General features: G+C 53.9%; 27 protein-coding genes. 12 read left to right on the top strand and 15 right to left on the bottom strand.

Features of this window, described 5'->3' with window-relative positions; all coding sequences use genetic code 11:
• Nucleotides 1-20 precede the first annotated feature (20 nt).
• The 8 genes from KDX31_00315 to KDX31_00280 all read left to right on the top strand — a co-directional run bounded on the left by KDX31_00315 (nt 21) and on the right by KDX31_00280 (nt 7,480).
• A complete protein-coding gene (locus KDX31_00315) occupies nt 21-1,763 on the top strand; it encodes a chloride channel protein (GenBank protein UTW03533.1) in 1,743 nt (580 codons plus the stop codon).
• A gap of 27 nt (nt 1,764-1,790) precedes the next feature.
• Complete coding sequence (locus tag KDX31_00310) at nt 1,791-2,420, top strand: thiamine phosphate synthase (protein UTW03532.1); 630 nt, start codon at nt 1,791-1,793, stop codon at nt 2,418-2,420.
• A 33-nt stretch (nt 2,421-2,453) separates the two neighbouring features.
• Nucleotides 2,454-3,743: a glutamate-1-semialdehyde 2,1-aminomutase gene (gene hemL / locus KDX31_00305; GenBank protein UTW03531.1), complete on the top strand. Its 1,290-nt coding sequence runs from the start codon at nt 2,454-2,456 to the stop codon at nt 3,741-3,743.
• 8 nt (nt 3,744-3,751) lie between these two features.
• Complete coding sequence (locus KDX31_00300) at nt 3,752-4,384, top strand: hypothetical protein (protein UTW03530.1); 633 nt, start codon at nt 3,752-3,754, stop codon at nt 4,382-4,384.
• Between the two features lie 178 nt (nt 4,385-4,562).
• Entirely contained in the window at nt 4,563-5,054 is a 492-nt protein-coding gene (locus KDX31_00295) for a DinB family protein (protein ID UTW03529.1), read from the top strand.
• A gap of 150 nt (nt 5,055-5,204) precedes the next feature.
• Complete coding sequence (locus tag KDX31_00290; GenBank protein UTW03528.1) at nt 5,205-5,822, top strand: hypothetical protein; 618 nt, start codon at nt 5,205-5,207, stop codon at nt 5,820-5,822.
• The gene (locus KDX31_00285; protein ID UTW03527.1) at nt 5,819-7,012 is read left to right on the top strand and encodes a DUF2157 domain-containing protein; all 1,194 of its coding nucleotides are present in this window, start codon (nt 5,819-5,821) and stop codon (nt 7,010-7,012) included. Before KDX31_00290 ends, KDX31_00285 begins: the two co-directional genes overlap by 4 nt.
• 258 nt (nt 7,013-7,270) lie before the next feature.
• Nucleotides 7,271-7,480 (top strand): cold-shock protein, encoded by a 210-nt coding sequence (locus KDX31_00280; protein ID UTW03526.1) that lies wholly within the window; start codon nt 7,271-7,273, stop codon nt 7,478-7,480.
• Between the two features lie 91 nt (nt 7,481-7,571).
• Here the strand turns inward: KDX31_00280 and KDX31_00275 are convergent, their stop codons facing one another.
• From KDX31_00275 to KDX31_00240, 8 genes are read right to left on the bottom strand one after another with little or no spacing between them, the layout of a single operon-like run.
• The gene (locus KDX31_00275; GenBank protein UTW03525.1) at nt 7,572-8,348 is read right to left on the bottom strand and encodes a Crp/Fnr family transcriptional regulator; all 777 of its coding nucleotides are present in this window, start codon (nt 8,346-8,348) and stop codon (nt 7,572-7,574) included.
• Nucleotides 8,338-10,203 carry a VWA domain-containing protein gene (locus tag KDX31_00270; GenBank protein UTW03524.1) on the bottom strand — a complete coding sequence of 622 codons (1,866 nt, stop codon included), beginning with the start codon at nt 10,201-10,203 and terminating at the stop codon, nt 8,338-8,340. The genes KDX31_00275 and KDX31_00270 overlap by 11 nt, the downstream gene beginning before the upstream one ends.
• 35 nt (nt 10,204-10,238) lie before the next feature.
• A complete protein-coding gene (locus KDX31_00265; GenBank protein ID UTW03523.1) occupies nt 10,239-11,054 on the bottom strand; it encodes a CbbQ/NirQ/NorQ/GpvN family protein in 816 nt (271 codons plus the stop codon).
• A 32-nt stretch (nt 11,055-11,086) separates the two neighbouring features.
• The gene (locus KDX31_00260; GenBank protein UTW03522.1) at nt 11,087-11,341 is read right to left on the bottom strand and encodes a cytochrome C oxidase subunit IV family protein; all 255 of its coding nucleotides are present in this window, start codon (nt 11,339-11,341) and stop codon (nt 11,087-11,089) included.
• A 23-nt stretch (nt 11,342-11,364) separates the two neighbouring features.
• On the bottom strand, nt 11,365-11,958 hold the full coding sequence (locus tag KDX31_00255; protein UTW03521.1) for a cytochrome c oxidase subunit 3: 594 nt from the start codon (nt 11,956-11,958) through the stop codon (nt 11,365-11,367).
• Nucleotides 11,955-12,893, bottom strand: coding sequence for a 4Fe-4S binding protein (locus KDX31_00250; GenBank protein ID UTW03520.1), 939 nt, complete (start codon nt 12,891-12,893; stop codon nt 11,955-11,957). The genes KDX31_00255 and KDX31_00250 overlap by 4 nt, the downstream gene beginning before the upstream one ends.
• Before the next feature lie 47 nt (nt 12,894-12,940).
• On the bottom strand, nt 12,941-14,344 hold the full coding sequence (locus KDX31_00245; GenBank protein ID UTW03519.1) for a cbb3-type cytochrome c oxidase subunit I: 1,404 nt from the start codon (nt 14,342-14,344) through the stop codon (nt 12,941-12,943).
• A 9-nt stretch (nt 14,345-14,353) separates the two neighbouring features.
• On the bottom strand, nt 14,354-14,788 hold the full coding sequence (locus tag KDX31_00240) for a cytochrome c (protein UTW03518.1): 435 nt from the start codon (nt 14,786-14,788) through the stop codon (nt 14,354-14,356).
• A 210-nt stretch (nt 14,789-14,998) separates the two neighbouring features.
• Between KDX31_00240 and KDX31_00235 the strand changes: the two genes are divergently transcribed.
• Complete coding sequence (locus KDX31_00235) at nt 14,999-15,397, top strand: hypothetical protein (protein UTW03517.1); 399 nt, start codon at nt 14,999-15,001, stop codon at nt 15,395-15,397.
• 191 nt (nt 15,398-15,588) lie between these two features.
• On the opposite strand, the gene KDX31_00230 is transcribed toward KDX31_00235, so the two are convergent.
• Entirely contained in the window at nt 15,589-16,179 is a 591-nt protein-coding gene (locus KDX31_00230) for a tetratricopeptide repeat protein (GenBank protein ID UTW03516.1), read from the bottom strand.
• 4 nt (nt 16,180-16,183) lie between these two features.
• Nucleotides 16,184-18,529, bottom strand: coding sequence for a penicillin-binding protein 1B (mrcB, locus tag KDX31_00225; protein ID UTW03515.1), 2,346 nt, complete (start codon nt 18,527-18,529; stop codon nt 16,184-16,186).
• 47 nt (nt 18,530-18,576) lie between these two features.
• Between mrcB and KDX31_00220 the strand changes: the two genes are divergently transcribed.
• The gene (locus tag KDX31_00220) at nt 18,577-20,238 is read left to right on the top strand and encodes an AAA family ATPase (protein UTW03514.1); all 1,662 of its coding nucleotides are present in this window, start codon (nt 18,577-18,579) and stop codon (nt 20,236-20,238) included.
• Nucleotides 20,239-20,334: 96 nt separating this feature from the next.
• Here KDX31_00220 and KDX31_00215 read toward each other — a convergent pair whose 3' ends face one another.
• Genes KDX31_00215 through KDX31_00205 form a run of 3 tightly spaced genes read right to left on the bottom strand, consistent with a single transcriptional unit; the run spans nt 20,335 to nt 22,885 of the window.
• Complete coding sequence (locus tag KDX31_00215) at nt 20,335-21,102, bottom strand: heme ABC transporter ATP-binding protein (protein ID UTW03513.1); 768 nt, start codon at nt 21,100-21,102, stop codon at nt 20,335-20,337.
• Complete coding sequence (locus KDX31_00210; protein UTW03512.1) at nt 21,096-22,085, bottom strand: iron ABC transporter permease; 990 nt, start codon at nt 22,083-22,085, stop codon at nt 21,096-21,098. The genes KDX31_00215 and KDX31_00210 overlap by 7 nt, the downstream gene beginning before the upstream one ends.
• On the bottom strand, nt 22,085-22,885 hold the full coding sequence (locus tag KDX31_00205) for a TonB family protein (protein ID UTW03511.1): 801 nt from the start codon (nt 22,883-22,885) through the stop codon (nt 22,085-22,087). Before KDX31_00205 ends, KDX31_00210 begins: the two co-directional genes overlap by 1 nt.
• A 117-nt stretch (nt 22,886-23,002) precedes the next feature.
• Here KDX31_00205 and KDX31_00200 point away from each other — a divergent pair, with 117 nt between their 5' ends.
• A complete protein-coding gene (locus KDX31_00200; protein ID UTW03510.1) occupies nt 23,003-23,329 on the top strand; it encodes a Rieske 2Fe-2S domain-containing protein in 327 nt (108 codons plus the stop codon).
• Nucleotides 23,330-23,332: 3 nt separating this feature from the next.
• On the opposite strand, the gene sfsA is transcribed toward KDX31_00200, so the two are convergent.
• Entirely contained in the window at nt 23,333-24,037 is a 705-nt protein-coding gene (gene sfsA, locus KDX31_00195; GenBank protein ID UTW03509.1) for a DNA/RNA nuclease SfsA, read from the bottom strand.
• Nucleotides 24,037-25,194, bottom strand: coding sequence for a pyridoxal phosphate-dependent aminotransferase (locus KDX31_00190; protein ID UTW03508.1), 1,158 nt, complete (start codon nt 25,192-25,194; stop codon nt 24,037-24,039). Before KDX31_00190 ends, sfsA begins: the two co-directional genes overlap by 1 nt.
• Before the next feature lie 379 nt (nt 25,195-25,573).
• Between KDX31_00190 and dksA the strand changes: the two genes are divergently transcribed.
• On the top strand, nt 25,574-26,002 hold the full coding sequence (gene dksA, locus KDX31_00185) for an RNA polymerase-binding protein DksA (GenBank protein UTW03507.1): 429 nt from the start codon (nt 25,574-25,576) through the stop codon (nt 26,000-26,002).
• Nucleotides 26,003-26,025 lie beyond the last annotated feature (23 nt).

Raw genomic sequence — 26,025 nt, 5'->3', positions numbered from 1 at the left:
AACAGGCTGACGCGTTCCGGATGTTCAAAGACTCCCTCTCATTCTCCCATTTTCGTAACCGGCTGGCCCATGCAGATGCTCTGCCGCAGCTGGTGCTACTGGGGATTATATCCGGACTGTTTTCAGGTCTGGTGATTCTGGCATTCCGGCTGTTAATCGATCTGCCACTGGAATTCTGGCTACCAGAGAATAACAGCGAAAACTTCGAAGGCTTACCCACCTGGTTACGTTTTGCCCTGCCTGTTGGCGGCAGTATCGCCACCTTTCTGCTGCTATGGAAGTTACTTCCCGCCACCCGCAAAGTCGGTGTCGTACATGTACTGGAACGGCTCAGTTACCATCAGGGGCATCTGCCGGCCAAAAATATGCTGGTACAGTTTTTTGGCGCCGTCATCGCGCTGCTAAGCGGACACGCCGTTGGCCGGGAAGGCCCGGCTATCCATCTGGGAGCGGCCTGCGGCAGCCTGATCGGCCAGGGACTCAGACTGCCCAACAACTCGCTGCGACTGCTGGTCGGTTGTGGCGTTGCCGCGGCGATCTCAGCGGCATTCAACACCCCGCTGGCCGGCGTGATTTTCTCCATGGAAGTGATTCTGATGGAGTATACCGTGATCGGATTTACCCCGGTGCTGGTGGCCTCAGTGACCGCCGCCCTGCTGATACGGGTGACCTATGGGGATGAGTCAGCATTCACTATCCCCGCCTTGCAGATTCAATCGCTATCGGAGGTGCCCTTTGTCATTCTGCTGGGGATTTTCTGCGCCCTGCTGGCAGCCGGATTTATCCGTATCATGATCCAGACACAAAAATCCGTCAGCTGGCCAATGGGCGTAAGGCTTTTAGTTGCAGGTCTGCTGACCGGACTGGTGGCGATCTGGTATCCACAGGTGATGGGGCTGGGCTACGACACGGTTTCTGAGGTGATGCAGGGCAATACAGGCCTGACACTGCTGGCAGGATTACTCATCAGCAAATGGTTGCTGACACCGATTGTGCTTGGGCTGGGCATTCCCGGCGGACTGATTGGCCCGTCACTCTACGTCGGCGCCGTAGCCGGAGCGACCTTTGCCGTGCTGATCGCCCCCTATACAGGCGAGAGTCATTCCGGTGTAGGGTTCTACGCCATGCTGGGCATGGGAGCGATGATGGGGGCAGTACTGAATGCCCCGCTGGCAGCCCTGATCGCACTGCTGGAACTGACCGGAAATCCGAATATTATATTTCCCGGTATGCTCGCCATTGTGGTCGCCAGCACCACCGTTCGCTTTTTCTTCAATCAACCGTCAATCTTTCTCAGCTCGCTTAAGGCGCAGGGGCTGGACTACCGTCAGGAGCCGCTGACTCAGGCGCTTTCCCGACTGGGTGTCGCCAGTGTCATGAATACCAGTTTTGTCCGCTGCGACCGGGTTATCGGCTGTGAGTCCGCCATAAAAGTACTGGAACAACGTCCGGAATGGCTGGTTCTGGAGGACAAGCAGGGGATTCCCCGCTATATTCTGCTGCCATCAGACCTGCAGCACTTTATTGACCGGCAGGCCGAGCGCCACGGTTTTGATCCCCAGCTTGAGCTGGACCTGATGGAAATGCCCGCCATCCGTAAAGATATCGCCTCTCTGGGTATCAACGCGACCCTGAAAGAAGCACTGGACCAGATGAACAATGAACAACTGGATGCGCTGTGGATACAAAACTACAGCAAAGAGATCACCGGCACCCTGACCCGGGAGCAGGTTGAACAGTTCTATACCCAGAAAACAGATTAACCCGCAAGCAGAGCAACAGAACAGCCGATGAAAGATTTCAAGTTACAAGGCCTGTACGCCATTACCGACAGCACTCTCATGCCCGATACAGACAGCATGCTGTTTCAGGTCGAGCAGGCGCTGCGCGGTGGAGCACAGATCATCCAGTACCGGGATAAATCAACCGATCAGACCCGGCGGTTGCAACAGGCGCTGGCGCTGCTGGATCTGTGTCATCAGTTTGACCGCCCCCTGCTGATCAATGACGACACTGAACTGGCCAAAGCCTGCCAGGCAGATGGCGTGCATCTGGGTCAGAGCGACGGCAATATCCGTCAGGCCCGCGAATATCTGGGGCCACAGGCTATTATCGGCAACACCTGCCACAGTTCGCTGGAACTGGCTCAGACCGCCTGCGACCAAAACGCAGACTACGTCGCCTTCGGCGCGTTTTTCCCCTCCAGCACTAAACCCAATGCAACCCCGGCTCCCATTGCTCTGCTAAGTGAAGCAAGATCAACACTACCCGTTCCGGTGGTAGCGATTGGCGGCATTAATATGGATAATGCAGGGCAGGTAATTTCAGCCGGGGCGGATATGATTGCAGTGATCCACAGTTTGTTTGCCTGCGAAGATATTTGCGCCCGGGCCGGACAGTTTCACAGCCTGTTTAACTGATCCGCTCACGCCACGAATTTAAGAGAGTTCAACATGTCACGTTCAGAGTCTTTATTCCAAGCCGCACAGGCCCATATCCCTGGTGGTGTTAACTCACCGGTACGCGCATTTAAAGGTGTGGGTGGTACACCGATCTTCTTTAAACGCGGTGAAGCGGCCTATCTGTTCGATGAAGACGATAACAAATATATCGACTATGTTGGCTCCTGGGGCCCGATGATTCTGGGCCATTCCCACCCGGCAGTCATGGATGCGGTCCGTAAAGTCATGGATTCCGGACTTGGCTTTGGCGCCCCTACGGCTATCGAGATCGAGATGGCCGATAAGGTTTGCGAAATGATGCCGGGAATGGACCTGGTACGTATGGTGAACTCCGGTACCGAAGCCACTATGAGCGCGATCCGTCTGGCCCGTGGTTATACCCGCCGCGACAAGATCGTAAAATTTGAGGGCTGCTACCATGGTCACTCAGACTCTCTGCTGGTCAAAGCCGGTTCCGGCATGCTGACGCTGGGCGAGCCAAGCTCTCCTGGTGTACCTGCAAGCTTGGCAGAGCACACGATTACCCTGACCTACAACGATATCGACAATGTTCGTGAAGCATTTGCCGAAGCAGGCAACGAGATCGCCTGTATTATCGTTGAACCGGTTGCCGGCAACATGAACTGCATTCCGCCTGTTCCAGGCTTCCTCGAAGGCCTGCGTGAGATCTGTGACCAGTACGGCACAGTGCTGATTCTGGACGAAGTGATGACCGGTTTCCGGGTCTCGCTGACCGGCGCACAGGGTTATTACGGCGTGATCCCTGATCTGACCACGATGGGTAAAGTCATCGGTGGCGGACTGCCGGTGGGCGCCTTCGGTGGCAAACGCGAAATCATGGAACATATCTCGCCACTCGGCCCGGTTTACCAGGCGGGCACACTGTCCGGCAACCCTCTGGCGATGGCAGCCGGTCTGGCGATGCTGAACGCGCTGGAGGAAGAGGGTTTTCACGAGAAACTCAGCGCTAAAACCGAACTACTGACGCAGGGCTTCGAAGCGATGGCACTGCGTCACGGCGTGCCATTCACCACCACCCAGGTCGGCGGTATGTTCGGCCTGTTTTTCACCGATCAGGAGCAGGTCACCTGCTTCGCTGAAGTGATGAAGTGCGATGCCGATAAGTTTGGCCGTTTCTTCCACGGTATGCTTGAAGAGGGTGTCTATCTGGCGCCGTCTGCGTTTGAAGCGGGCTTTATGTCTCAGGCGCACACCGAAGCGGATATCAACGCCACCATCGAAGCGGCTGGTCGGGTATTTGCCAAGCTGGCAGCGGAGTAACACGATTGTTGAGTCTGGCTTTAGGCGCACTGCTGATCGGTGCCTTGTTCGCAGCCTATCTGCTGCAGACAGGTGCAGTAAAACTGACGACAGAATTGGCTGATGCGCCCAGAACAACCCTGCAGGCGGGCGCTTTAAGCGCCCTCTTTATCGCCTTTTCCGCATTAGCTGAGCTGCTGCTCAACCAGACCGGCAGCGATATTGAAACCCTGCAGCGGATGTCGACCAATCTGGCCTATTATGCCGCTATCCCATTGCTGGCAACCGCTATGCTGGTCAGTGTCCGTAATAGCCACTGGGAACGTCCCGCCTGGGGACGCTGGCTGATCGGTCTGTTTGCCCTGTTTGAGCTATTACGACGCATGGAACATGGCGAAACCTATACTCAGGTGGTTGCAGTGGCCGTCAGCGCGGTCATGCTCGCAGCCGTCCTCATGACCCGCCAGAAACAGCTGCGGAGTATCACCCTGTTAGCGGCCGTCCATATGTCTATCGCCCTGCTGCTGACCGGCCCTGGCGCGCTGGTACCGGATGCGCTGTCCAACTACAGTTATCTATACCCGCTATTGCTTGCAGGCGCCCTGCCCCTTTCAGCCATAGCTATTAAAAAAACCGTCCTGTTTAATCTGAAAAAAGCCTGACCGAAGAACGCTTCAGTACAGCCGGTCAGGCTTTACCTATCAAAGATAGAGTGCGCTTCTTCCCCTAATCCCCTCACGATCTGCCACTGGAATTTCACCCTGATCTGATGCACTATCCGTCAGATTGGATGAGAGACTTTATCTGTGCTCCAGCAGCCGCAACCGACAAGGAATCCCCATGATTACCCCCGCCTATTGTCAAACCATGGCCCGCTACAACGCCAACATGAATGACCAGCTCTACAACGCCTGCGCCACGATTGCGGATCAACAACGCCGGGCGGATATGAAACTGTTCTTCAAATCGATCCATGGCACTCTGGATCATCTTATGTTTGGCGATATTGCCTGGTTATCCCGCTTTATGGGGAAGGATAGTGAAGTGCCTGAATTTGGCGCCATTCTTTACCCGGATTTCTCTGAACTCGCTGAGGCCAGAAAAGAGTGGGACCAGAAAATCATCGAGTGGGCGGATCATCTGGAGCAAAGCTGGCTGGAAAGCGATTTTTCCTATGTCAGTAAAGTGGATGGAAGCTCGCGGACCAAACCTGCATGGTTGCTGGCAACCCATATGTTCAACCACAGCACTCATCACCGGGGACAACTCACCGCGGCCCTGAGCCAGCTGGATATCGATTTTGGTGTGGCCGATCTGCCCTTTGTGCTTTAAAGCAAACGTGCAAAAAGGGTCAACCCGGAAACATCAGCATGATTAACAATCTGACCTTTATAAGCCTCATCCAAATGTGCTGATATACTGTACTGATATAAATTAACCACCACGGTATGATTTCCATCACCCTGTAGCAGGACGCCGGTTATGAAGAGCTTTCTCCGAGAGAACCCCACGATCGCTTTTGGTCTGGGCTTGCCATTGCTGCTGGTGACACTGTTCTTACTGATATCCGGAATACCCGCGCTTCTGGTCGCCCCGCCACAGTATGATCTGCTGTTCGCCACTGAATACTATAACTACCAGAACGGGGTCCAGATTTCGGTTATCAACCGCTCGGTTCAGGTCATTGATCAGGGCAATATGCCCAACAACCAGAAGCCCCGGATCTGGCGCTACAATGCTCAAACCGGTGCGGTGCAGGAGATCGCTTTTATTCTGCCGCCAAGACCGGTTGTTTCCGGGCAAAACAGGGCTAACGAAAACCAACCTGCCGCGACGGACGAGAGACCCGAAGCCAGCATTATCAATCTGCCTGATCTGGACGGTGTAACGGTTGATTCATCCAGCATTGCTCCGGATGGATACGAATTCAGCATCGGCAATAGCACGTCCCGTAATGTTTTTGGTGGCCTGTTTTACTCCTCACGTTATCGCAACGCAGCGGTGCTGAGCAAAAATGGACGGACTATCCGCCTGCCAGATATGGCTGGCCGCTACTACCGGGGTAACACCCACTTCATAGGCTGGGTCATACCTTCATGACGGCACTATTGGTATTTATCGTCATCATCGTGCTGATTGGCGGGGGAATCTGGGGATGGCCGCTGCTGGCAGGCTTACTTGGAATCGCCAGCGTCACGGATAAAGCCGGTGCGTTAAACCATATAACGCAGCTGATGAACAGATATGATATTACCCCCGACGATATCGATACCGCCTTTCATCAACAGACCTCTGCCAGAAGCGATGCTGACAATCGCAGCAAAGGCGATATTGCCAGAACGCTGTTTGCCTACCTTGGCGGGATTTTTATTCTCGCAGGGATCAGCACCTATATCAGTATGTTCTGGGATAGCATGGGCAGTGTAATGCGGGTTCTGATGACTCTGGGAGTGGGTTATATCCTGCTTATTGTCCTTGTCGCAGCGCTGCATGAGAGAAGATATCCCAGACTCATTCTGCCACTGACCATTACCTCAGTATGCATGCTGACCAGCGGCTGGTTTGTTCTGATTCACGAACTCTATCCCCGGGGCGACAACTGGCGGGCTGCCACACTGTGCGTGTTTGCGGTGATGGCCCTGCATCAGGGAGCGTTGTTCTTTAAATATCGACGCACGGCTCTGCTGTTTACCAGCCTGTTTTTCAGCTATGGCTTTTTAGAAGTGGGGCTCGATATGCTCGGTGTCCCCATCGCCTATATTTCCATTGCGTTGGGAGCCTCCGTTTTTCTGGTGGGAACCGCTCTGGAAAAAACCCCTTACAAACTGCTTGCTGAACCGGCTCTGCTGATTGGCACCTGCTGGCTCAACAGCGGTTTATTTGATCGCATTGATCTGTTCACATCGACCAATTGGGCCAGCCTGATTACGGGCGTATGCATCGTCTTTACCGCTTACGGAATGCACAAATCGGCACGTTATCCACGGCTGGTAGCACTGGGTTATTTCCTCGGCTCGATCATGGCCTATAGTGGTTTGTTCGACCTGGTGCAGAACACCTCAATAGAACTCCTCTATCTGGCGGTAGCCGCATCGGGGCTTTATGCCTGTGTAGTGCTGCAAAGCCGGGCTCTGTTGTTAACCACAGTCATCGCGATGCTGGGCTTCATGGTCTATTTCTCTGAGAAGTATTTTGCTAACTCGCTGGGCTGGCCAGTCACGCTGGTTCTCCTCGGGCTCGCTTTTCTCGGTATAGGAGCACTGGCCATCAAAGTAAAACAACGTATCTGAGCAATCATACTGAACTGCACTTCCCATTGTCCGTTATATTGTCCGCTACAATAAATATTTAATATCAGAAACTTATAGACAGGCACTGAGTAACTCTATACAGTGATCAGCAGCTAGAAAGAAGTCTCATATTTACATCCTACATTTCGTTGTTTTATTCGTAACACCACGTCCTGCAGTTTCTAAGTCTCAGTCTACATTTTGATGCAATTCAAGCCTTTTGAAGGCACTACTTTATTTATATTTCAGGATATTATTATGTCTAATACAACGACTGGCACGGTTAAATGGTTCAACGAAACTAAAGGTTTTGGTTTCATCGAGCAACTATCCGGTCCCGATGTTTTCGCTCACTTCAGCGCAATCGTCAGCGATGGTTTCAAAACTCTGGCAGAAGGCCAGCAAGTACAGTTTACCGTTACCAGTGGTCCTAAGGGTCCTCAGGCTGAGAACATTGTAGCTATCTGATCGATAGCTCCATTTAAAAAAGGGCAAACCTTGCGGGGTTTGCCCTTTTTTTATCTCTTTTTTTTGGGAGCAGCTCAGCCAACCGGGATAATCAGTGACCAAACGCCCGCAATCCCTGCAGATCATGCACCTGGATCTCAGCCCCGTTAACTTCGATAAGCCCCTGAACTTTCATCTCTTTAATCAGTCGGGAGAAAGTTTCTGGCTGCATGCCTAACTGCGATGCGATCAGCTGCTTGGCCATCGGTAACAGGAAGACACACTGCTTTGCCGCCGGATCCGGCGCCAGCCCGAACAGGTAATTCCCCAGCCGGTGACGGGTGTTTTGCAGGGTCAGGGTTTCGATCTCTTTAATCCGCCGGTGCAGCTTAACCGCCATGGTACCCATCAGTTTCATCGCGCTCTCGGGCGCTGCTAGCAGCATATCTTTGTAAAGTTTATTAGGAATCACCATCACTTCGGTACTACCCATGGCCGCTGCATTGACCGGATAACGTATCTGATCCATAAACATCAGGGCCTCGGCAAAGGCCTCGCCGGCACGGATCACTTCGATCACTTTGGTCTGACCGTCAGGGGACACCCGAAATAGTTTCATCGTACCGCTGAGCACCAGATAGAAACTATGTGCTTCGCCTCCCTGACTAAACAGGGTTTCATCATTTTTCAATTTAAGAGTGCGACAGTGCTGCAACAGTGTTTCCTGGGCCTGTTGCGACAACGATGAAAACAGGAAGTGCTCACCGATAACCGCCTGTAATCTGGATTCTGACATCGTAGTGTTATCCGTTAGTAGAGGATCAATCGCACTATCATAACCGGAGTTTTGCGAACCACCAGTGTCTATATTCACTTTTTTACCCGGCATACAATTTTCCTGTCAGGGTCATATAAAGTTGCGGCAAGCGTTTCGGTAACTGTTCCGCCTGGCGAATAACCGTATAGCCCTGCACGCCAAACAGATAGGGCAGATACTGACTGGCATCGGCATCAATGGTGATACAGAACGGAATCAAGCCCTGACTGCGGGCCTGTTGAATCGCTTTACGGGTGTCCTCGACACCATGTCGTCCTTCATAGCGATCCAGATCATTAGGCTTACCATCGGTCAGAAGTAACAACAGCTTTTTCTCTGCACTCTGGTGACTCAGCAACTCGGTTGCATGACGAATGGCCGCCCCCATCCGGGTATAGAAACCAGGGCTCATATCGGCAATACGCCCTCTGATACCGGCATCGTAGGTTTCATTAAAATCTTTGATGCAGTTAAAGCGTACATGCTGACGCCGGCGGGATGAAAATCCATGAATAGCAAACTGATCGCCACTGGCGTGCAGGCTTTCAGCAAACAGATGTACTGAATCCCGGATCACATCGATCACCTGTTGTTCATTATTCACCCAGGCATCGGTCGAGAGCGACAGGTCTGCTAACAGCAGACTGGCGATATCCCTTACCAGCGGGCGCTTCTGACAATACAAGCGGGGATCACCGGTGTATCCGGAGGGATTATTGGCAACCGAGCCACGGTAATCAAGATACGCATCCAGATTCAGCTTATCCCCCTCATACTGCCCCCGAATCCACTGCGGGCTGAGCGACAGGCTTTCAAACTGGCGCCGCAGCCGGCGCGCCGGCTTCTGCAAATGCTGCGGCAGTTCAGCGTCAACCGCATGCCGGCTGCGCATCGGAATGATGCGACAATAGTCGCTGAGCAGGCGGCTTTTTTTATAATCCCATTCCGGATAAAGAATGCCCTCGCTGAGCGGAATATCGTCCTCCTGTGCGGAGGGCAGATCCAGATCGAACTTTATCCGGCTGGCCACTGTGGAATTGTCCTGTGTGACCGACATTTTATCGATATCGTTAGCAATACTTTCGGCCTGATCAGGGTTATCTTCCTCATCCGTGCTGCGATCCATCTTGATAAACTCGGCAAAGGAAAACAGATCCGCCTCATGACGCACCCCCAGAGTGGCCCCCTGCTCATCCGGTTTATCCACCCGTTCGGCCTGCCGCCGCCGCTGCTCTGCCTGTCGGGTTTCCCCCTGCGAAGCCTGACGATCGCTGATCTCGCCATCAGCCGCCTGCCCGCCACAACGAGGCGCATCCGGATGCAACCACAGCGCTACCGGTGCCGGGGCATACTTACCATCGGGCAACTCAGTCACCGAACCGGGAACCTTCAAAGCCTGTTGAATCGCTCTCTCCTGCGCGGCCGCATCATACTTCAGGCTGGCGGGTGCAGGCCGTAATGCGATATATGCCTTTACCAGCCGCTGATAGCGTTGCCGCAACCCCTGATACCGCTGCAGGGCCTGACAGGTGCGTTGCTGGCTTTCAACAATCCAGCTGGTATCAGGGAGAGTCTCTGCTGCGATCGGGGTGCCGGCCAGTGCCGCCAGCCAGAAATACAGATCCCGGTTCAGTTGCGGCTCGGCAAACAGATCCAGGCAGGCGGGCAGATAAAGACAGCTTTCATCCTGCCAGGCCAGTTCGGCTTTACGTCCGGTACCTGCCACCCGGTGTAACCAGCTACGCCGCGCCTGATGCAGGGTCGCGGTGGTGGCACTGATACGCAACGCGCTATTGCCCCCCAGAGCCCGATAAAATACGCCCAGCGGGCCACTGACCTGATCCAGCTTCACTGCCGCCTGCGGATGCCCCTGATGGGCCATCCGGGTGATAAAGCGATCCCATAGCTGACCGACCCGCTCTTCCATCGCTGTATTCTCCTGTGCAATCAGATAATGATGGTTTAATCAGTGCGACCAAAAGCCGCCTGCACCAACTCCATCAACCCGGCAATGGTGTCCTGATCATCACTCAACGGCTCAATCATGCCCGCCCGGCAGGCCTTCACCGGATCAAACCCGGTACTGATCAGGGTTGCGGTATACACCAGCAGGCGGGTACTGGCCCCCTCTTCCAGATCCTGATCTTTCAGCTGCCGTAAACCGTTAGCCAGAATCACCAACTGCTCGGCTATCGCTTTATCCACCGCGGTCTCATTCAGCAACACCTCAACTTCGGCTGCGGCTGGCAAATAATCAAAGCTCATCGAGACAAAGCGCTGCCGGGTGCTGGGCTTCATCCCCTTCAGCAGATTCTGATAGCCTGGGTTATAGGACACCACCAGCATGAAATTATCCGGCGCCTGCAAGGTTTCACCGGTGCGATCGATCGGCAGAATCCGCCGGTCATCGGTGAGCGGGTGAATCACCACGGTGGTGTCTTTACGCGCTTCCACCACTTCATCCAGATAGCAGATACCGCCGGTACGCACGGCCCGGGTCAGCGGCCCATCGCTCCAGACGGTTTCGCCATCGCCGATCAGGTGACGCCCGACCAGATCCGACGCACTCAGATCATCGTGACAGGCCACGGTATACAGCGGCAACCCCAGCCTTTCGGCCATATAACTGATGAAACGGGTCTTGCCGCAACCGGTCGGCCCCTTTATGAGTACGGGCAGCCGGTGCTCATAGGCATGCATAAAGAGTTCAATCTCATGCCCCTGCGGTTCATAAAACGGCAGCGTCTCTGCCGTATTCAGTTGAGAAACAGTGCTCATAACGCATCTCCGAAAACATTCACTTTACGGCTTCAAAAGGCATAGGTCAGACTGATACAAACTGCCAGCACCGGAATATAGGCCAGCATTAACCCACGCCACATCAGCGGAGCCTGTTTCAGCCCCATGAAATACTCCACCAGCAGACTGGCTTTAATCACGCTACCCAGCAGCACTATAGCCACCAGTCCAAAGGTTATCCGGTAAGACTCTGTCAGCAGCGCCATAGCAATGGTCAGCAGTAACAGCAGCAACCACAGCCCGGTCAGTGTGTATTTACCCGTCATCAATCTTACCCTCCCACGCCTCATCAGCCTTGTAGTACATACACCAGTGGAAACAGCATCAGCCATAACAGGTCCACCATATGCCAGTAACAGGCGCCGCTCTCAAACTCATTCATCCGTTCACGGTGATAACTGCCCCGGTACACCTTGTAGCTGAGGAACAGCAGCACCAGCATGCCCAGAATCACGTGCAGCATATGAAAGCCGGTCAGGCCGAAGTAGAAGAAATAAAAATCATTACTCCCCAAGCCAAACCCAAGTTCCGCCAGGTGCTGATATTCAACGCTCTTTACCCCCAGATAGAGCCCGGCGCAGGCCAGCGCCAGCAACAGATTGATCACGCTGACCATTCGCTGATTGTTTAACAATGCCCGCTGCGCGATAACCACGAAATAACTGCTGGTCAGTAGCGCCAGAGTATTTATCAGTCCGGCACTGGTGCTGACAGAGGCCTGTCCCTGAGCAAATATCTCCGGATAACGTACCCGGGTAATCGCAAACAACAGAAACAACAGCGCAAATACACTCAGTTCGGCAAAGATAAACAACCAGACAGCAAAGTCTCCCGGGAGAGTTTTCACTGCGGTAACCGGTTGCGGGTATCCAACAGCGTTCATCTTTCACTCTCCTTAGCACTATCCTTAGCACTATCAAGTTCCAATACCGGAATCATCCGATCACTATCCGCCGAGCGCCGCTGATCACCTGCGGTCCAGTGCAGCAGGCCGCCATCCGGGTTATCTTTCTGTACCTCGTTGCAGGCATGTATACATTCACTACACTGGGTACAGGTAAATTTGCGGCGCTTGATACTGCGCGCGGGTAAGCGCATGGGACACGCAGTATCACAGGCATTATTACAGTCCTTGCACAACGCAGCTCTGCTGCTGTCAAAACTGACCATCAGTGCTTTGGGATTCATCATCCACAACAGGCTTTGCAATACCCCCAGCGCACAACCATATTTACAGAACAGATGCCGGGCAAACAGAAAGTCGCTGAGAAACGCCAGCGTGGCGACGCCGAGAAACCACGCCCGCCCCCCACTTAATAGCAGTTGCCACAGATCACGGTACAGCTCCAGCGGTGGTACCAGATAACCCAGCAATCCGACAGCCCATATCAAAGCGATCGCCGTACTACTGACAATCAGCATCAGCCAGGCGCTCAGGCTGTGAGGTTTACTGCCTTTTTCCCAGATAGTGGGCCGACCGATCAGCCTCTGCATCTGCCCGTTAATCAGCTCCACGACTGAAAAATGGGGACACAACCAGCCACAATAAAGCCGGCCATATCTGGCGGCGATCCAGATTCCGGCAACCACCAGCACCACAATGGGCAGCAGTATCCGCAACAGAATCTGTACTGCAGCATCGGAACCACCCGCCCCGGCAACCGCCTGATCGATACCCAGTCCCAGCGACTGCCCAAACAGAATAAAATGCCCCTGAGTCAGGTCATAGCGGAACAGATCGGTTACGGGTGCCAACAGAAACAGAATGAAGAAGACACTGCGGCTAAGGTTTCGGTAGAACTGCTGAGGCTGGTACATCAGAATATCCAGAAGCACTCCCCCGCTGGGGAGGAGTGCATTTCCCGTTAGTCGGAAATCACATTTTCAGCTTTGACCAGACGCGCTTCTTCTCCCTTGATAAAGAAGCTGGTGATATACACCACCAATCCGATCAGGAAGATCACACCCGCGACTTCACGCAGCCAGTAGAACAGTGAAATCTGATCCTGAACCATCATGAATGGCAGGGGATTTTCGCTGTAGCGCTGCAGATAGACCTGCAGAATTCCGGCACCGGTCAGGAACAGGGTAATAAACACCATAGACACGGTCATTAGCCAGAAGGCCCACATCTCAGCGACCTGTGATTTATTGCTGTTCGCCGCATCCCGGCCATTCAGCATCGGCATCGCATAGGAGATCATCGTCAGGACGATCATCACGTAGGCGCCGTAAAAAGCCATGTGACCGTGGGCTGCAGTGATCTGCGAACCGTGAGTGTAATAATTCACCGGAGCCAGCGTATGCAGGAAGCCCCAGACCCCGGCCCCCAGGAAGGCCATCACTCCGGTGCCCAGCGCCCACAGCGTCGCGGCACGGTTCGGATGCTGACGGCGGCGTTTGTTTACCATATTGAAGGCAAACAGCGTCATCATAAAGAACGGCACCGGCTCCATCGCAGAGAACACCGAGCCGATCCACAGCCAGTAATCCGGAGTACCGATGTAGTAATAGTGGTGACCGGTGCCCAGCAGGCCGGTAATCAGCGCCATCGCAATGATCATATACAGCCACTTTTCAATAACCTCCCGATCGACACCGGTAATTTTGATCAGGGTAAATGCCAGGATCGCACCCAGAATCAGTTCCCAGACACCCTCGACCCACAGATGTACCACCCACCACCAGAACATCTTGTCCAGCACCAGGTTATCGGGGTTGTAGAAGGAGAACAGGAAGAACACCGCCAATCCTAGTAGTCCCAGCATCAGAACCATGGATATAACAGTCTTGCGGCCCCGCAAAATGGTCATGCCAACATTAAACAGGAAGCCCAGCGCCACAATCACAATACCAATCTTAGTGATTGTCGGCTGTTCAAGGAATTCCCGCCCCATCGTCGGCAACAGGTCATTACCGGTAATTTTGGCCAGCGTTGCATAAGGCACCGCCAGATAACCGACAATCGTCAGTGCGCCAGCAACCAGAAATACCCAGAACAGCAGCAACGCCAGTTTTGGTGAGTACAACTCGGTTTGAGATTCCTCGGGCACCAGATAGTAAGTCGACCCCATAAAGCCAAACAGCAACCACACAATCAGCAGATTTGTGTGCACCATACGGGCAACGTTGAAAGGTATTTCCGGAAACAGGAAATCACCCATAACATATTGCAGACCCATGATCAGGCCGAACAGGATCTGTCCGACAAACAGGGCAATTGCCGCAATAAAATACGGTTTCGCAACCGCTTGAGATGTATATTTCATAAACGCCCCTTAGCCCTGAATATTCGGTGGCCAGTTATTGGCTTTGATTTCTGAGGAGTATTTCAGGAACGCTGCTATCGCATCCAGTTCCTGATCAGTCAGGTTAAACTGAGGCATACTGCGGCGCCCTGGAATACCATTCACCGGACGGCTCTGGATAAACCCTTTAATCGCCTCTTTACTGTGGCCGAAGCGCTCATAAACATTACCCAGTTCCGGCGCGAAATATGCCCCTTCGCCCAGTAACGTGTGGCAGCCAATGCAATTATTGTCTTCCCAGACCTTCTTACCGAGAGCAACCTCTTCAGTCAGGTTCTGGCGGTTATCCTGTTCAGGTAAGCCCCGCACGGAGTGTGTGGTCAGTCCTATCAGCAACAGAAAGAAGAACAAGCTTCCTCCGAAGAAGATATTCCTGGCCATCGATTTGGTAAACGTTTCGTTCATAAGGTATCTCCAACCCTTAAACTGTGGCCGACAACCAGAAACGGTTGTCTTATAGCAATTCACTACGTGCCACAATTGTCGCCACTTACCTAAACGCGACCTTGACCACCGTCAATTTCCAGAAAATACCCGAGCGTTTTTATAGGTTTTTAGAAAGATCTGAGCTATTAATGAGCATATGAATAGATTTTCAACAGGTTGAAGACCGCTATGCGCCACCCCGGATCGCCATCAGACAGAAACCAACTGGCTATCGCCGCTGAGTCACTTTATCTGATCAACTTACTGGCGTTGCCCGGCATTGCGTTACTGATACTCTGTTATCTGCGCTGGAAATACCGGCACAGCAGCAACGCTCTGGGTCGCTGCCATCTGCAGCAAGCCTGCCTGATAACCGGGTGGTTTTGCCTGATTGTGATGGGTGGGGGAGTAACGCTCTGGATTTTACTGGCAGGCAGTGCGGCGGGAATCGCTATGATGCTGCTCTATCTGATTGTGATGCACACCGGTTTTGTTCTGCTGGGTATCTTCGCTTTAGCGAAAGCAATCAGCGGCCAGCACTTTCACCCGGGAAGCCGGGGGTGCCCGGAAACCCGCATTGAGCATTAGGGTTATAGCTGATTTCATAAACCAGCTATCGGCTCCGTACCGACTAAAGCTTTGATCTTCAGACGATTAAACAAAGATGAACCGCTATTCAGTCAAGCTGCAATGGCCGGGGGTGCCCCGGCATTTAAGTCGTTGTCCTGAATCTTTGCTACGCAGATTCAGCACTGAAAAACTCCTGTCTGACGCTGGCATCAGTACAAACGGGCTTTATCCCGGGCAGCCGCAGCACCACTGTGATCACCGCCTTCGCTGCGAATATCGGCAATCAGAATCCATAACCTGCGCTCCAGTGCAGACTGTCCCCGGGCCAGTGTCAGGCCTTTCAGGGCAAACTGTTCCGCCTGCAGATACTGCCCCTGCTGACGACGCAAATCGGCCAGCTGCATATACACATGAGGATCCCGGGGAGCGATCCGCTGCGCCCGTTCAAGGCTGCTTTGCGCGGCACTGAACTCACCCTGTTTCTGCTGCGCCACAGCGCCCTGAAGCAGGGCAATGACAGCAGGATTACTGCTGGAGACCGGTGTTGGCGCAGCAACCTGACTGCTCATCTGACTGCTCGCCGGACTGCTCACGACGGTGAATCCCTGAGCGGTATCCACCGGCGTAGTCACGGCGGTTCCTGAACTGACATTCTGATCGATCATCACCCCGTTTCCGGTTGTCGAGCGGGATACCGAACGATCTTCAACAATGGGGTTTATATTGGCATTACCGCCCATACACCCCGCCAGCAATGATGTTAAGAGCAGCCCGCAACCCGTTGTTATAACTTTACTCATCTGTCTATTCCGTTCTGAACCAGCGCTTGAAAAGATCAAGCGGATTACTGATAACATTATCACCGCACCCGGACGATTCCTTAGGTTCAGTGCCTTCAATAAATGGCAATTGACGGGCTCCCACACAGCCTTCACCCGACATCAGACCGGAGGAATCTTCGACCCAGTGATAAGTGATGGTGTCCGGCCGTTCCGCCATGAAAGGCTGTGGCCGGGCCTGTGCCATAAACTCGGTCCATACCCGCAGCGCACCACTACTACCGGTCAGAGGCAGCGGTTTATTATTATCCAGCCCCAGCCAGACAACCGCCAGCCGGTCGCCGGCAAACCCGGCAAACCAGCTGTCACGCTGATCATTGGTGGTGCCGGTTTTACCCGCTACCGTAAGCTCCTGCGGCAACCGATTATACACCGAACGGGCAGTGCCCTCGCGCACAACTTCCTGTAAACCGTACTGAATCAGATGCACCGGACCGGAAGCTACCGTCTGCAGAATATTGTACGAATAGCGTGACAGCTCCTGATTCTCATTATCCGTCACCATCCGGATAGCCCGCATCGGCACCTGAAAGCCGTTTCCGGCGATAGTCTGATAAAGCTGCGCCACTTCCAGTGGCGATAAAGCCGTAGAACCGAGCAGCATCGAAGGGAACTCATCGACATCTCGCTGCAATCCCAGCCGTTTCAGCATATCCACCACTTTCGGTGTGCCTACCTCAAGCCCCAGACGGGCTGAAGACTGATTGTAGGAGTGTGCCAATGCCGTATGCAACGGTACCGGACCGTGACTGGTGCGGCTGTAATTCTGCGGTTGCCAGACATCGCCGTTTGGCAGCTTCACCTCGACCGGCTCATCCTCGATAACCGAAGCGAGACTATAATCCCCTTCCAGCGCAGCCAGATAGACCACCGGTTTAATCAGCGAACCGACCGGGCGCAGGGTATCCAGAGCCCGGTTAAAGCCCTGGTAGCGGGTGTTTCGACCGCCGACAATGGCCAGCACTTCGCCACTCAGCGGGTTACTCACCACCATACTGCCTTCCAGCTCTTTGATTGATGATCCATGACGCTGCTGCAATTTACCGATGACACCGACCAGGCTGTTTTCTGCCCGGGTCTGAGCGATCGGATCCAACGCAGTAAACACCCGCAAGCCATCACTGTTGAGGGCCTCTTCGGGATACTCTTCCCGCAGTTGCCGTTTCACCAGATCCAGATAGGCCGGATAAGCACCTTTAAGCAGACTCTGCTGTTTCACCACTCCCAGGGGTTGAGTCTCCGCCGCCAGCCGCTCCTCCGGGGAGATGCTACCCTGCTCCTGCAGCACCTTCAGCACCAGATTGCGGCGCTCGGTGGCTCGCTGAGGATGACGACGGGGGTCATAGAAAGAGGGGCCCTTGACCATGGCCGCCATCAGCGCGACCTGATGCAGTTTCAACTCGCCGATCGGCTGAGCGAAGAGATACTGGCTGGCCAGACCGAAGCCATGAATCGCCCGGGAGCCCTCCTGCCCCAGATACACTTCGTTGAGATAGGCTTCGAGGATCTCATCCTTGCTATAGTGCAGATCCAGCAATACCGCCATCGGAATCTCAGTCAGCTTACGACTCAGAGAGCGTTCAGAACTAAGGTAGAAGTTCTTAATCAGCTGTTGCGTCAGGGTGCTGCCCCCCTGTACAAATCGTCCGGCTTTAAGATTGGCCACCATCGCCCGGGTAATCCCCCTGGGAGAGATACCGAAATGACTGTAATAGTTACGGTCCTCAATAGCGATCAGTGCATCCACCAGATGGGGTGGTGCTTCAGACAACTGAATCAGATCACGATCTTCATTATCTTTGGGGTAGATCCCTCCAATCAGCACCGGTTCTAAGCGCGCCAGCGGCAACTGACTGCCGGACTCATCACGGATACGGGTGAGCGTATCGCCGCTGAAATCAATCAGCAGTTTACGGGCGCTCTCCTGTCCGTCGGGGAAATCAAAACCACGGGTAAAAACCCGCACCCGTGAGGTAGCCCATTCAGCACTACCCGGCTGAGAGGCCCGGGAGGTGAACTGATACCCCAGCCCTTTCAGCTCAATTTTCAGATCGTCCCGACTCAGCTGCTGACCGGGAAACAGCTCCAGAGGACGGGCATAGACTTTCGCCGGCAGCGCCCAGCGTTTACCCTCAAACTTAGCCCTGACCTGAGCATCAAGATAAACCAGCCCGGCGGCGGCAATAACCAGCATCACCAGGGAGACTTTCAGAAACAGTTTAAATAGCCGACGCTTCCAGGAGGGCTTATTTGACTTCGTTTTGCGACTCTTTTGGGAACGGGATGCTGCTGCCCCTCTCTTTTTTGCCATTGGCTACGTATAATCCTCTGTGAATTCCGGCAATTACTTAAAAAAATATGACTCCAGAACTGATCAAAGCCCTGTCAGAACCAAACAATTATCCTCATCCGGTCTCCGAGATCCGGGTGATTGAGACGCATATCTCCTGGGTAATTCTGACCGGTGAGATCGCCTATAAAATCAAAAAACCGGTCGATTTTGGTTTCCTGGATTTTACCAGTCTGGAGAGTCGCAAACACTACTGTAATGAAGAACTCCGCCTGAATCAGCGATTAGCTCCGGATATTTATCAGGAAGTGATCGCGATTTGTGGCTCGCCGGCCAACCCTAAATTAACCCGCCAGGAATTAACCAATCCTGAACCGGCCACTATCCCCTCAACAAAACTTGCTTCAACGGCAGCGGCATCGACGAATTCTGACGCGCGCGCTGCAGATATTGACAACGCAGGGGTGGATAGTTCTGCACAACCGTTCGAGTATGCCGTAAAAATGCGGCAGTTTGACGATGCCCTGCGGTTAGACCGCCTGTTACAGAAAAGCGCCCTGACCAACGCTCATATTGACGCGTTGAGTCAGCAGATCGCTGAGTTTCATCTCGCTGTACCCCATGCCAGTAACGACGGCCCCTGGGGCGAGACGGACACCGTCTGGCGGGTGGTCAGCGATAATTTCGCTCACACAGGCGAGCATCTTGACTCCCTCGATGACTGGATGGAACTGCAGCAACTCGCCTATCAGGTCAGCCAGCAGTTCCGCAGTCTGTCTTCAAAGATTGAACAACGCAAGCGCGAGGGCAATATTCGTGAGTGCCACGGTGATCTGCACCTGGCCAATACCACCCTGCTGGAAAATCAGGTCAGACTGTTTGACTGTATTGAGTTCAATCTGGAGTTCCGCTGGATAGACACCATCTGTGATCTGGCCTTCCTGCTGATGGACCTGGAAGCCAATCAACAGCACGCTTTTTCCAACCGCTGCCTGAACCGCTATCTGGAGATCACCGGCGACTACGACGGCACCCAGCTACTTAATTTTTATAAGGGCTATCGGGCGATGGTGCGTGCCAAGGTTGCAGTGATCGGCAAAGAACACAACCTGGAGGTGTACCGCCGCTATATCAAGCTGGCTTTAAGTTATGCCAACAAACCCTCCCCGGTGCTGTTCCTTATGCACGGTGTTTCCGGCAGCGGAAAAAGCTATCTGAGCCAGCACTTGCTGGAACACAGCGGCGCGATCCGTATCCGCTCAGACGTTGAGCGCAAGCGCCTGCACCGGGAGCTCAGTCTGAAAGGGGAAAAGCTGGAGATGTATGGCAATGAGATGAATGCCCATACCTTCAATCATCTTAAAGCACTGACCAAGACACTGCTCAGAGCAGGCGAAACCGTGATCGTTGATGCAACCTTTATTCGTGAGCGTACCCGTCAGAGCTATATCCGTATAGCTAAAAAACTGGGGGTTGAGATTCGCATAATATCCTGTACCTGCAACCAGTTGTTGATGGAGCAACGCCTGGAGCGCCGCGAAGCAGAGGGGTCGGACCCATCAGATGCCGATGTGAAGATCATGCGACAACAGCAGAAAACCGGGCAGCCATTAACCAGAGCAGAACAACACTACTGTTACAAAGTGGACACCAACTCAGCTAACCCGATTGAAAGCCTTTTCGAAATGATCAGACAGGACCCCCTGATCACACTGCCTGTAAGTGACTGAGTAGTTTAACGCAGTGCTGCGATTCCCGGGTCTGACTTAATAAAGGCCTGGCCCATTAAGCGTCAACGGCCTGAGATTAAATAACCAAAGGCAGCGTCATTTAACACCCGGCTGGCTGATAAAAACAGGGCCTGATACGGTTTCAACTTTTCGTACCGATACCTGATAAAGTGCGCTGAGATGCGCTGCCGTCATCACCTGGTCAACCGTTCCTGCGGCAACCATCTGTCCCTGCTGCAACAACACCACCCGGTCTGCCAGTTGTGCTGCCAGGTTAAGATCATGCAACACACAACAGACCGATACTCCGGCAGCGGCTACCGCCCTGATCTGTTGCAGCAGTATCTGCTGATATCGCAGATCCATCTCACTCACCGGTTCATCAAGCAATAACACCTGACAATCGGAACCGGTCTGAGCCAGCACCCTGGCAACCTGCACCCGCTGCTGTTCACCTCCGGAGAGGGAGGTATAGTCCCGCAGTGCCAGCGACTCAAGTTCAAACTGCTGCAGACAGGCGCTAACCCTTGCCGCAGTTGCATCCCGATTGAGCATCAACGGATAGCAGCCCAAAGCCACCACCTCTTCGACCCGAAAGGGAAAATTGAGCGGCTGCTGCTGGGTATACATCGCCAGATAGCGCGCCCTGAGCTGCGGCTCCATCCCGGACAACGCAACCCCCTCCAGACAAACCTCACCGCGGTCCGCCGGATTCAGGCCGCAAAGCAGCCCCAGCAGGGTTGATTTGCCCGCCCCGTTGGGTCCCAGCAATACGGTAATCTCTCCCGGATGCAGCTCCAGAGAGATATTCTGCAACAGCGTTTTGCCGTTTCGTTTCAGGCTGAGGCCGGACGCCGTTAACATACTCTCAGCTCCCGCTTACGCCGGGTTAACAGCAACAAAAAGAATGGCCCGCCCACCAGCGCAGTGACGATGCCCACCGGCAGCTCTGCCGGACTCACCAGCAGCCGCGAGACGATATCAGCAACGGTCAGCAACACCGCCCCCAGCAGACCCGACAAAGGCAGCAGGCGGCGATTATCGGGACCGGTTAACAAGCGCACCAGGTGGGGCACGACCAAGCCAACAAAACCGATAATACCGGTCAGCGCCACCACCGCTCCGACACCCAGAGCGATTAACAGGATCATGACACGCTTACAGCGCACCACATCCAGCCCCAGTAATCCGGCCTGCTGCTCTCCCAGCAACAGTATGTTGAGCTTTTGCCCATAGCGGGGCAACAACCATAGCACCGGTACAGCCGCTGCCAGCAGCACCAGCAGATCCTGCCAGCGGCTATGACTAAGACTGCCCAGCAACCAGAAACTCAACTGCCGCAACTGCTGATCCGCCGCCAGGTATTTCAACCCGCCAAGGCCGGCCAGCGCAATCGCATTGATGGCAATGCCACACAGCAGCATATTGGTGACCGAAACGCCCTGCAGGGTGACCGACAACCGGGCCACCAGCAGCGTGGTCAGCACACCACCCGCGAACGCTGCCAGCGGCAGCATCAGCCCCCCCAGCAGATAGACCGAGCTGCCAAGCAAGACCATCATCACACCGGCACAAAGCGCTGCGCCAGCGGAGATACCGATCAGACCAGGATCAGCCAGCGGATTACGAAACAATGACTGCGCGGCGGCTCCGGTGATCGCTAACAGGGCGCCAGCCAGCAGCGTCAATAACAGCCGCGGCAACCGCAACTGCCAGAACACCTGACTGGCAACAGAGTCATCAAATATACCCCTCAGATCCAGGGCCACCGGACCGGTCGTGAGTGAAAATAATACCGACACGATCAATGATAACCATAATGCAATCAATATATTGCGATGACTCATCAGTGTTTCTCCAGAACAAAATCAACCGGCACCCGGACAAAGGAAGCCACCGTTGAGCCATTCTGCCTGGCCGGGACAAACTGCCAGCGCTGCACCGCATTCCGGGCCGCCTGATCGAGCAGATCAGACCCTGAACTGCGCTCTATCTGTAAGCCCTCAACCAAACCATCCCGACCGATCTCAACCCGCAAAACCACCTGCCCCTCAAGCCCCCGTCTACGGGCCAGCCGTGGATAACGGGGTGATTCTGGCGGAATCAGGAATTCCGGGTGGGACTGATACAGGAGGGCGCTTTGCAATGAAACCGGTTCCGGCTGACTCTCTGCTGCAGCCGGCGCCACCGGAGTCTCAGTCTGCGCCATGGCTTTTCGCGTCCGGATCTCAGCTACGTCTTCAGTCACCGGCTTGAGTTCGGCAGAAGCCGTCGAGCTGGTGTCAGGGGCTGATTCTGACGTCCCGGCCGAGATCGGCGCAGCCCGGTCGCGGAGCGATCCGGATAGGATATCTGGCTGCTTCGCAGCAGGCCTCGCTAACGGTTTATCTGTCTGCTTAGTGGTTGTTGCTGCGGCAACAGGCGGGGCTGTATCTTCGAGGGCTGTATCAGCACTGTCATTATCACCACTGTCGTTGTCAGTCTGGGATGCCGTTACCGTCACTTTAAGCTCCTGCCCGCCTAAGCGAACCGGTTGCTGTGAATCCAACCAGCCGCTACCGATCAGTGTCAGATGAACAGCACCCGACACAAACAGGGTAATAATCAAAATACGCAACTCAATCAGAGTCGCCAACAGGCTGTTCACAAATTCAGATCACCCAGTATTTTAAAGGTATAATTGACAACAAAAGTTGGCGATTATAATAGCAGTATCAGCACAACTGTCTGATATTTTCTCATCGGAAGATTAAACGGATTCACTATGGCGACTGTTACACCTTTATTCCACATCAGTGAGCTGGCTGAAAACAGCGCAAAAGGGCTGGAAGTGAATCAGCGAAAACTCTTTGCGGTCAGCAGTCAGGGAAAGGTCTACCTGTATGAAAATAGCTGCCCGCATAAAGGTGTTCCACTGGAATGGCTGCCAGATACTTTTCTCGACATAGAAAAGCAGTTTATTCAGTGCTCGACCCATGGCGCCCTGTTCACGATTGATCAGGGACTCTGTATTGCAGGCCCCTGCGCTGGCGCCAGCCTGGCACCCGTTGCCTGCGAGATCATTGATGGTCAGGTCTGTATCCGCGAATAGCGATCAGAGACAGACCGGCAGCGCATGAGTGATAGTCACCTGTTGTGGTGAAATGGTGGCGCCATAGGCATAGACCTCGACACCGGCAGCAGCGGCTGCGCGCAACAACCGGCCATATTCAGGGTCAATATGATCGGCCGGGCGCACCTGTTCAATACCGGTATGCGGCACACAGAACATCAGCACCGCCCGATACCCGGACGCGACCATCAGCATCAGTTCCCGCAGGTGTTTCGCTCCCCGTGTCGTTACCGCATCGGGAAAGGTGCCGATCCCGTTCTGTTCCAGCAGGGTGACATTCTTGATCTCCACATAACAGGGTGGCCGCTCAGCATCCTCGAGATACAGATCGATACGACTGTTCTCATCGCCATACTTCACCTCCTGACGAATTGAAGTGTAGCCTTGCAACTCAGTGATCACAGCGGTTTCGATCCCTTCACGGATCAGTGCATTCGCCCGACCGGTATTAATACAGGCCCAGAAACGCTCCTCAACCTGAACCAGCTCCCAGCCAAACGGGTATTTACGTTTCAGGTTCCCGGTATCTTGAATCCAGACTTCACTCCCCGGATCAGCACAGTTCTTCATAGAACCGGTGTTGGGGCAATGCACTGTCAGTTGCCGCCCACTGTCCAGTTCAATATCCGCCAGAAAGCGTTTATAGCGTTTGATCAGCCGGCCTGACTGCATATTCTCCAGTTGCATCAGCTAAGCCTTTTACGCAGTCGTTCAAGTGCTTTTTCGATCTGCGCCACACTGGTGGTGTAGGAGAAACGAATATAACGGTTCGCCCGGTATTCGCCAAAATCAATGCCCGGGGTTACCGCAACCTTATCCTGATCCAGCAGATCCCAGCAGAAATCGAAGGTGTTATCGGTAAAGCGGGAGGCGTCCGCATAGACATAAAATGCGCCCTCCGGCATCAGGGGAATCTCAAAGCCAAGCTCCCGCAATCCATTGACCAGCAGATCCCGCCGCTCACGGAACGCTTCCCGGCGTTGCTCAAGGATATCAATGGTCTCTGGGCGAAATGCAGCCAGAGCCGCGTGTTGCGCGATAGTCGGCGGTGAGATAAACAGGTTTTGCGCCAGCCGCTCAATATCCGCCACAGCGGCTTCCGGCACGATAGTCCAGCCCAGCCGCCAGCCGGTCATACCGAAATACTTGGAGAAACTGTTCAGCACAAAGGCGTTCTGATCGACCGATAGCACAGAGGTGGCATCAAAACCGTAAGTCAGGCCATGATACAGTTCATCCACGACCAGGTGACCGCCTTTACTTTTTACCGTCTGGGAGATGAGTTCCAGCTGCTCTCTGTGAACCACACTGCCGGTCGGGTTAGCCGGCGATGCCAGCAGAACCCCGGCGGTATTGCTGTTCCAGTTCTGATCAATCAATTCCGGCGTTAACTGGTAGTTATCTTCCGCGCCAACCGGCACCAGTTGCCCCCGGGCCTCCAGCAAGCGTAAAAAGCGCGGATTACAGGGGTAACCGGGGTCAGCCATCATGAAGGTCTGGCCCGGGTTAGTCAGGGTTGCAAACACCATCAGCAATGCCCCCGAGGCACCTGCCGTGACAATCACCCGCTCCGCCGGAATATGCAGGTCATAGCGGTGCCGGTAAAAAGCCGCTATCGCCTCACGCAGCGCCGGTATTCCGGCCGCCGGGGTGTATTGGGTATGACCTTCACGAATCGCCGCGATACCCGCTTCCGCAATAGGTTCCGGGGTGGCAAAATCCGGTTCCCCGGCACACATATGCACCACATCATGCCCCTGAGCATCCAGCTCTTTAGCGCGTTTAAGCAGATCCATTACTTTAAAGGACTCGATATCAGCGACCCGATCCGACCAGTGATTCATCACAGGTGACTCCCCTGTTGACCGTTTTTTTGAATGGACAGGATTATACATTACTCATAGCCTGAAAGAAGGACACCTCTACCCGGAATCACGACTGAAACCGCTGAGCAGTTGCTATAAAACAGCTAATCGCTGCTATAGTTAGTTGTTGTGCCCCTTTCAATGACTCAGTGCTGCACAACAGTCTGAAAAGATTAAAAAATGTGGCCGTTGCAGATGATTTACAGTTTTTTTATCTTGGGGCTGGTGAAAACCCAAAGGTTCTGGTAACTTCAGCTCCCTTCTGATGGTTGGTTTAAGCACCTTCAGCATCGTAGCCGTTGGTAGAAGCGTTCGGGCACCCTAGCCCGACCTGTTTAGAGAGAAGCGAGGCAGAACTATGCCGAATCAAGAAACACAGTTCACACACTTTGTACCCTATCCGATTAAGGATGGCGAAGAGTACATGAACGAAGCTCAAAAAGATCATTTCCGCCAAATTCTGAACGCCTGGAAACAGGAGCTGATGGAAGAGGTAGACCGTACCGTTAACCATTTGCAGGAAGAAGCAACCAACTTTGCTGATCCCAGCGATCGAGCCAGCCAGGAAGAGGAGTTCAGCCTGGAACTGCGCACCCGGGACCGGGAACGTAAGCTGATCAACAAGATATCTAAGGCGATGGAAAGCATCGACGAAGATGATTACGGCTATTGCGACGCCTGCGGTGTAGAGATCGGTGTGCGACGTCTGGAAGCACGTCCGACAGCAACCCTCTGCATTGACTGCAAAACACTGGCTGAGATCAAAGAGAAACAGCTCGGTATCTGATCTGTTCGCGGCTGACCCTCGTC

Origin of the sequence: Amphritea atlantica, assembly GCA_024397875.1 — a bacterium.
Classification (GTDB): domain Bacteria; phylum Pseudomonadota; class Gammaproteobacteria; order Pseudomonadales; family Balneatricaceae; genus Amphritea; species Amphritea atlantica_B.
The sequence above is the reverse complement of the archived record's forward strand: the minus strand, read 5'-3'. Positions and strand labels throughout refer to the sequence as shown.

Bases quoted from the DNA above. Each gene is read 5' to 3' on its own strand.
- KDX31_00295 (UTW03529.1), top strand. From the start codon at position 4,563: ATGATTACCCCCGCCTATTGTCAAACCATGGCCCGCTACAACGCCAAC.
- sfsA (UTW03509.1), bottom strand. From the start codon at position 24,037: ATGCAACTGGAGAATATGCAGTCAGGCCGGCTGATCAAACGCTATAAA.
- KDX31_00285 (UTW03527.1), top strand. From the start codon at position 5,819: ATGACGGCACTATTGGTATTTATCGTCATCATCGTGCTGATTGGCGGG.
- KDX31_00210 (UTW03512.1), bottom strand. From the start codon at position 22,085: ATGAGTCATCGCAATATATTGATTGCATTATGGTTATCATTGATCGTG.
- KDX31_00215 (UTW03513.1), bottom strand. From the start codon at position 21,102: ATGTTAACGGCGTCCGGCCTCAGCCTGAAACGAAACGGCAAAACGCTG.
- KDX31_00220 (UTW03514.1), top strand. From the start codon at position 18,577: ATGACTCCAGAACTGATCAAAGCCCTGTCAGAACCAAACAATTATCCT.
- KDX31_00270 (UTW03524.1), bottom strand. From the start codon at position 10,203: ATGGAAGAGCGGGTCGGTCAGCTATGGGATCGCTTTATCACCCGGATG.
- KDX31_00265 (UTW03523.1), bottom strand. From the start codon at position 11,054: ATGAGCACTGTTTCTCAACTGAATACGGCAGAGACGCTGCCGTTTTAT.
- KDX31_00250 (UTW03520.1), bottom strand. From the start codon at position 12,893: ATGTACCAGCCTCAGCAGTTCTACCGAAACCTTAGCCGCAGTGTCTTC.
- KDX31_00275 (UTW03525.1), bottom strand. From the start codon at position 8,348: ATGCCGGGTAAAAAAGTGAATATAGACACTGGTGGTTCGCAAAACTCC.
- hemL (UTW03531.1), top strand. From the start codon at position 2,454: ATGTCACGTTCAGAGTCTTTATTCCAAGCCGCACAGGCCCATATCCCT.
- KDX31_00230 (UTW03516.1), bottom strand. From the start codon at position 16,179: ATGAGTAAAGTTATAACAACGGGTTGCGGGCTGCTCTTAACATCATTG.
- KDX31_00280 (UTW03526.1), top strand. From the start codon at position 7,271: ATGTCTAATACAACGACTGGCACGGTTAAATGGTTCAACGAAACTAAA.
- KDX31_00310 (UTW03532.1), top strand. From the start codon at position 1,791: ATGAAAGATTTCAAGTTACAAGGCCTGTACGCCATTACCGACAGCACT.
- KDX31_00245 (UTW03519.1), bottom strand. From the start codon at position 14,344: ATGAAATATACATCTCAAGCGGTTGCGAAACCGTATTTTATTGCGGCA.
- dksA (UTW03507.1), top strand. From the start codon at position 25,574: ATGCCGAATCAAGAAACACAGTTCACACACTTTGTACCCTATCCGATT.
- KDX31_00255 (UTW03521.1), bottom strand. From the start codon at position 11,958: ATGAACGCTGTTGGATACCCGCAACCGGTTACCGCAGTGAAAACTCTC.
- KDX31_00235 (UTW03517.1), top strand. From the start codon at position 14,999: ATGCGCCACCCCGGATCGCCATCAGACAGAAACCAACTGGCTATCGCC.
- KDX31_00200 (UTW03510.1), top strand. From the start codon at position 23,003: ATGGCGACTGTTACACCTTTATTCCACATCAGTGAGCTGGCTGAAAAC.
- KDX31_00190 (UTW03508.1), bottom strand. From the start codon at position 25,194: ATGAATCACTGGTCGGATCGGGTCGCTGATATCGAGTCCTTTAAAGTA.
- KDX31_00240 (UTW03518.1), bottom strand. From the start codon at position 14,788: ATGAACGAAACGTTTACCAAATCGATGGCCAGGAATATCTTCTTCGGA.
- mrcB (UTW03515.1), bottom strand. From the start codon at position 18,529: ATGGCAAAAAAGAGAGGGGCAGCAGCATCCCGTTCCCAAAAGAGTCGC.
- KDX31_00260 (UTW03522.1), bottom strand. From the start codon at position 11,341: ATGACGGGTAAATACACACTGACCGGGCTGTGGTTGCTGCTGTTACTG.
- KDX31_00315 (UTW03533.1), top strand. From the start codon at position 21: ATGTTCAAAGACTCCCTCTCATTCTCCCATTTTCGTAACCGGCTGGCC.
- KDX31_00290 (UTW03528.1), top strand. From the start codon at position 5,205: ATGAAGAGCTTTCTCCGAGAGAACCCCACGATCGCTTTTGGTCTGGGC.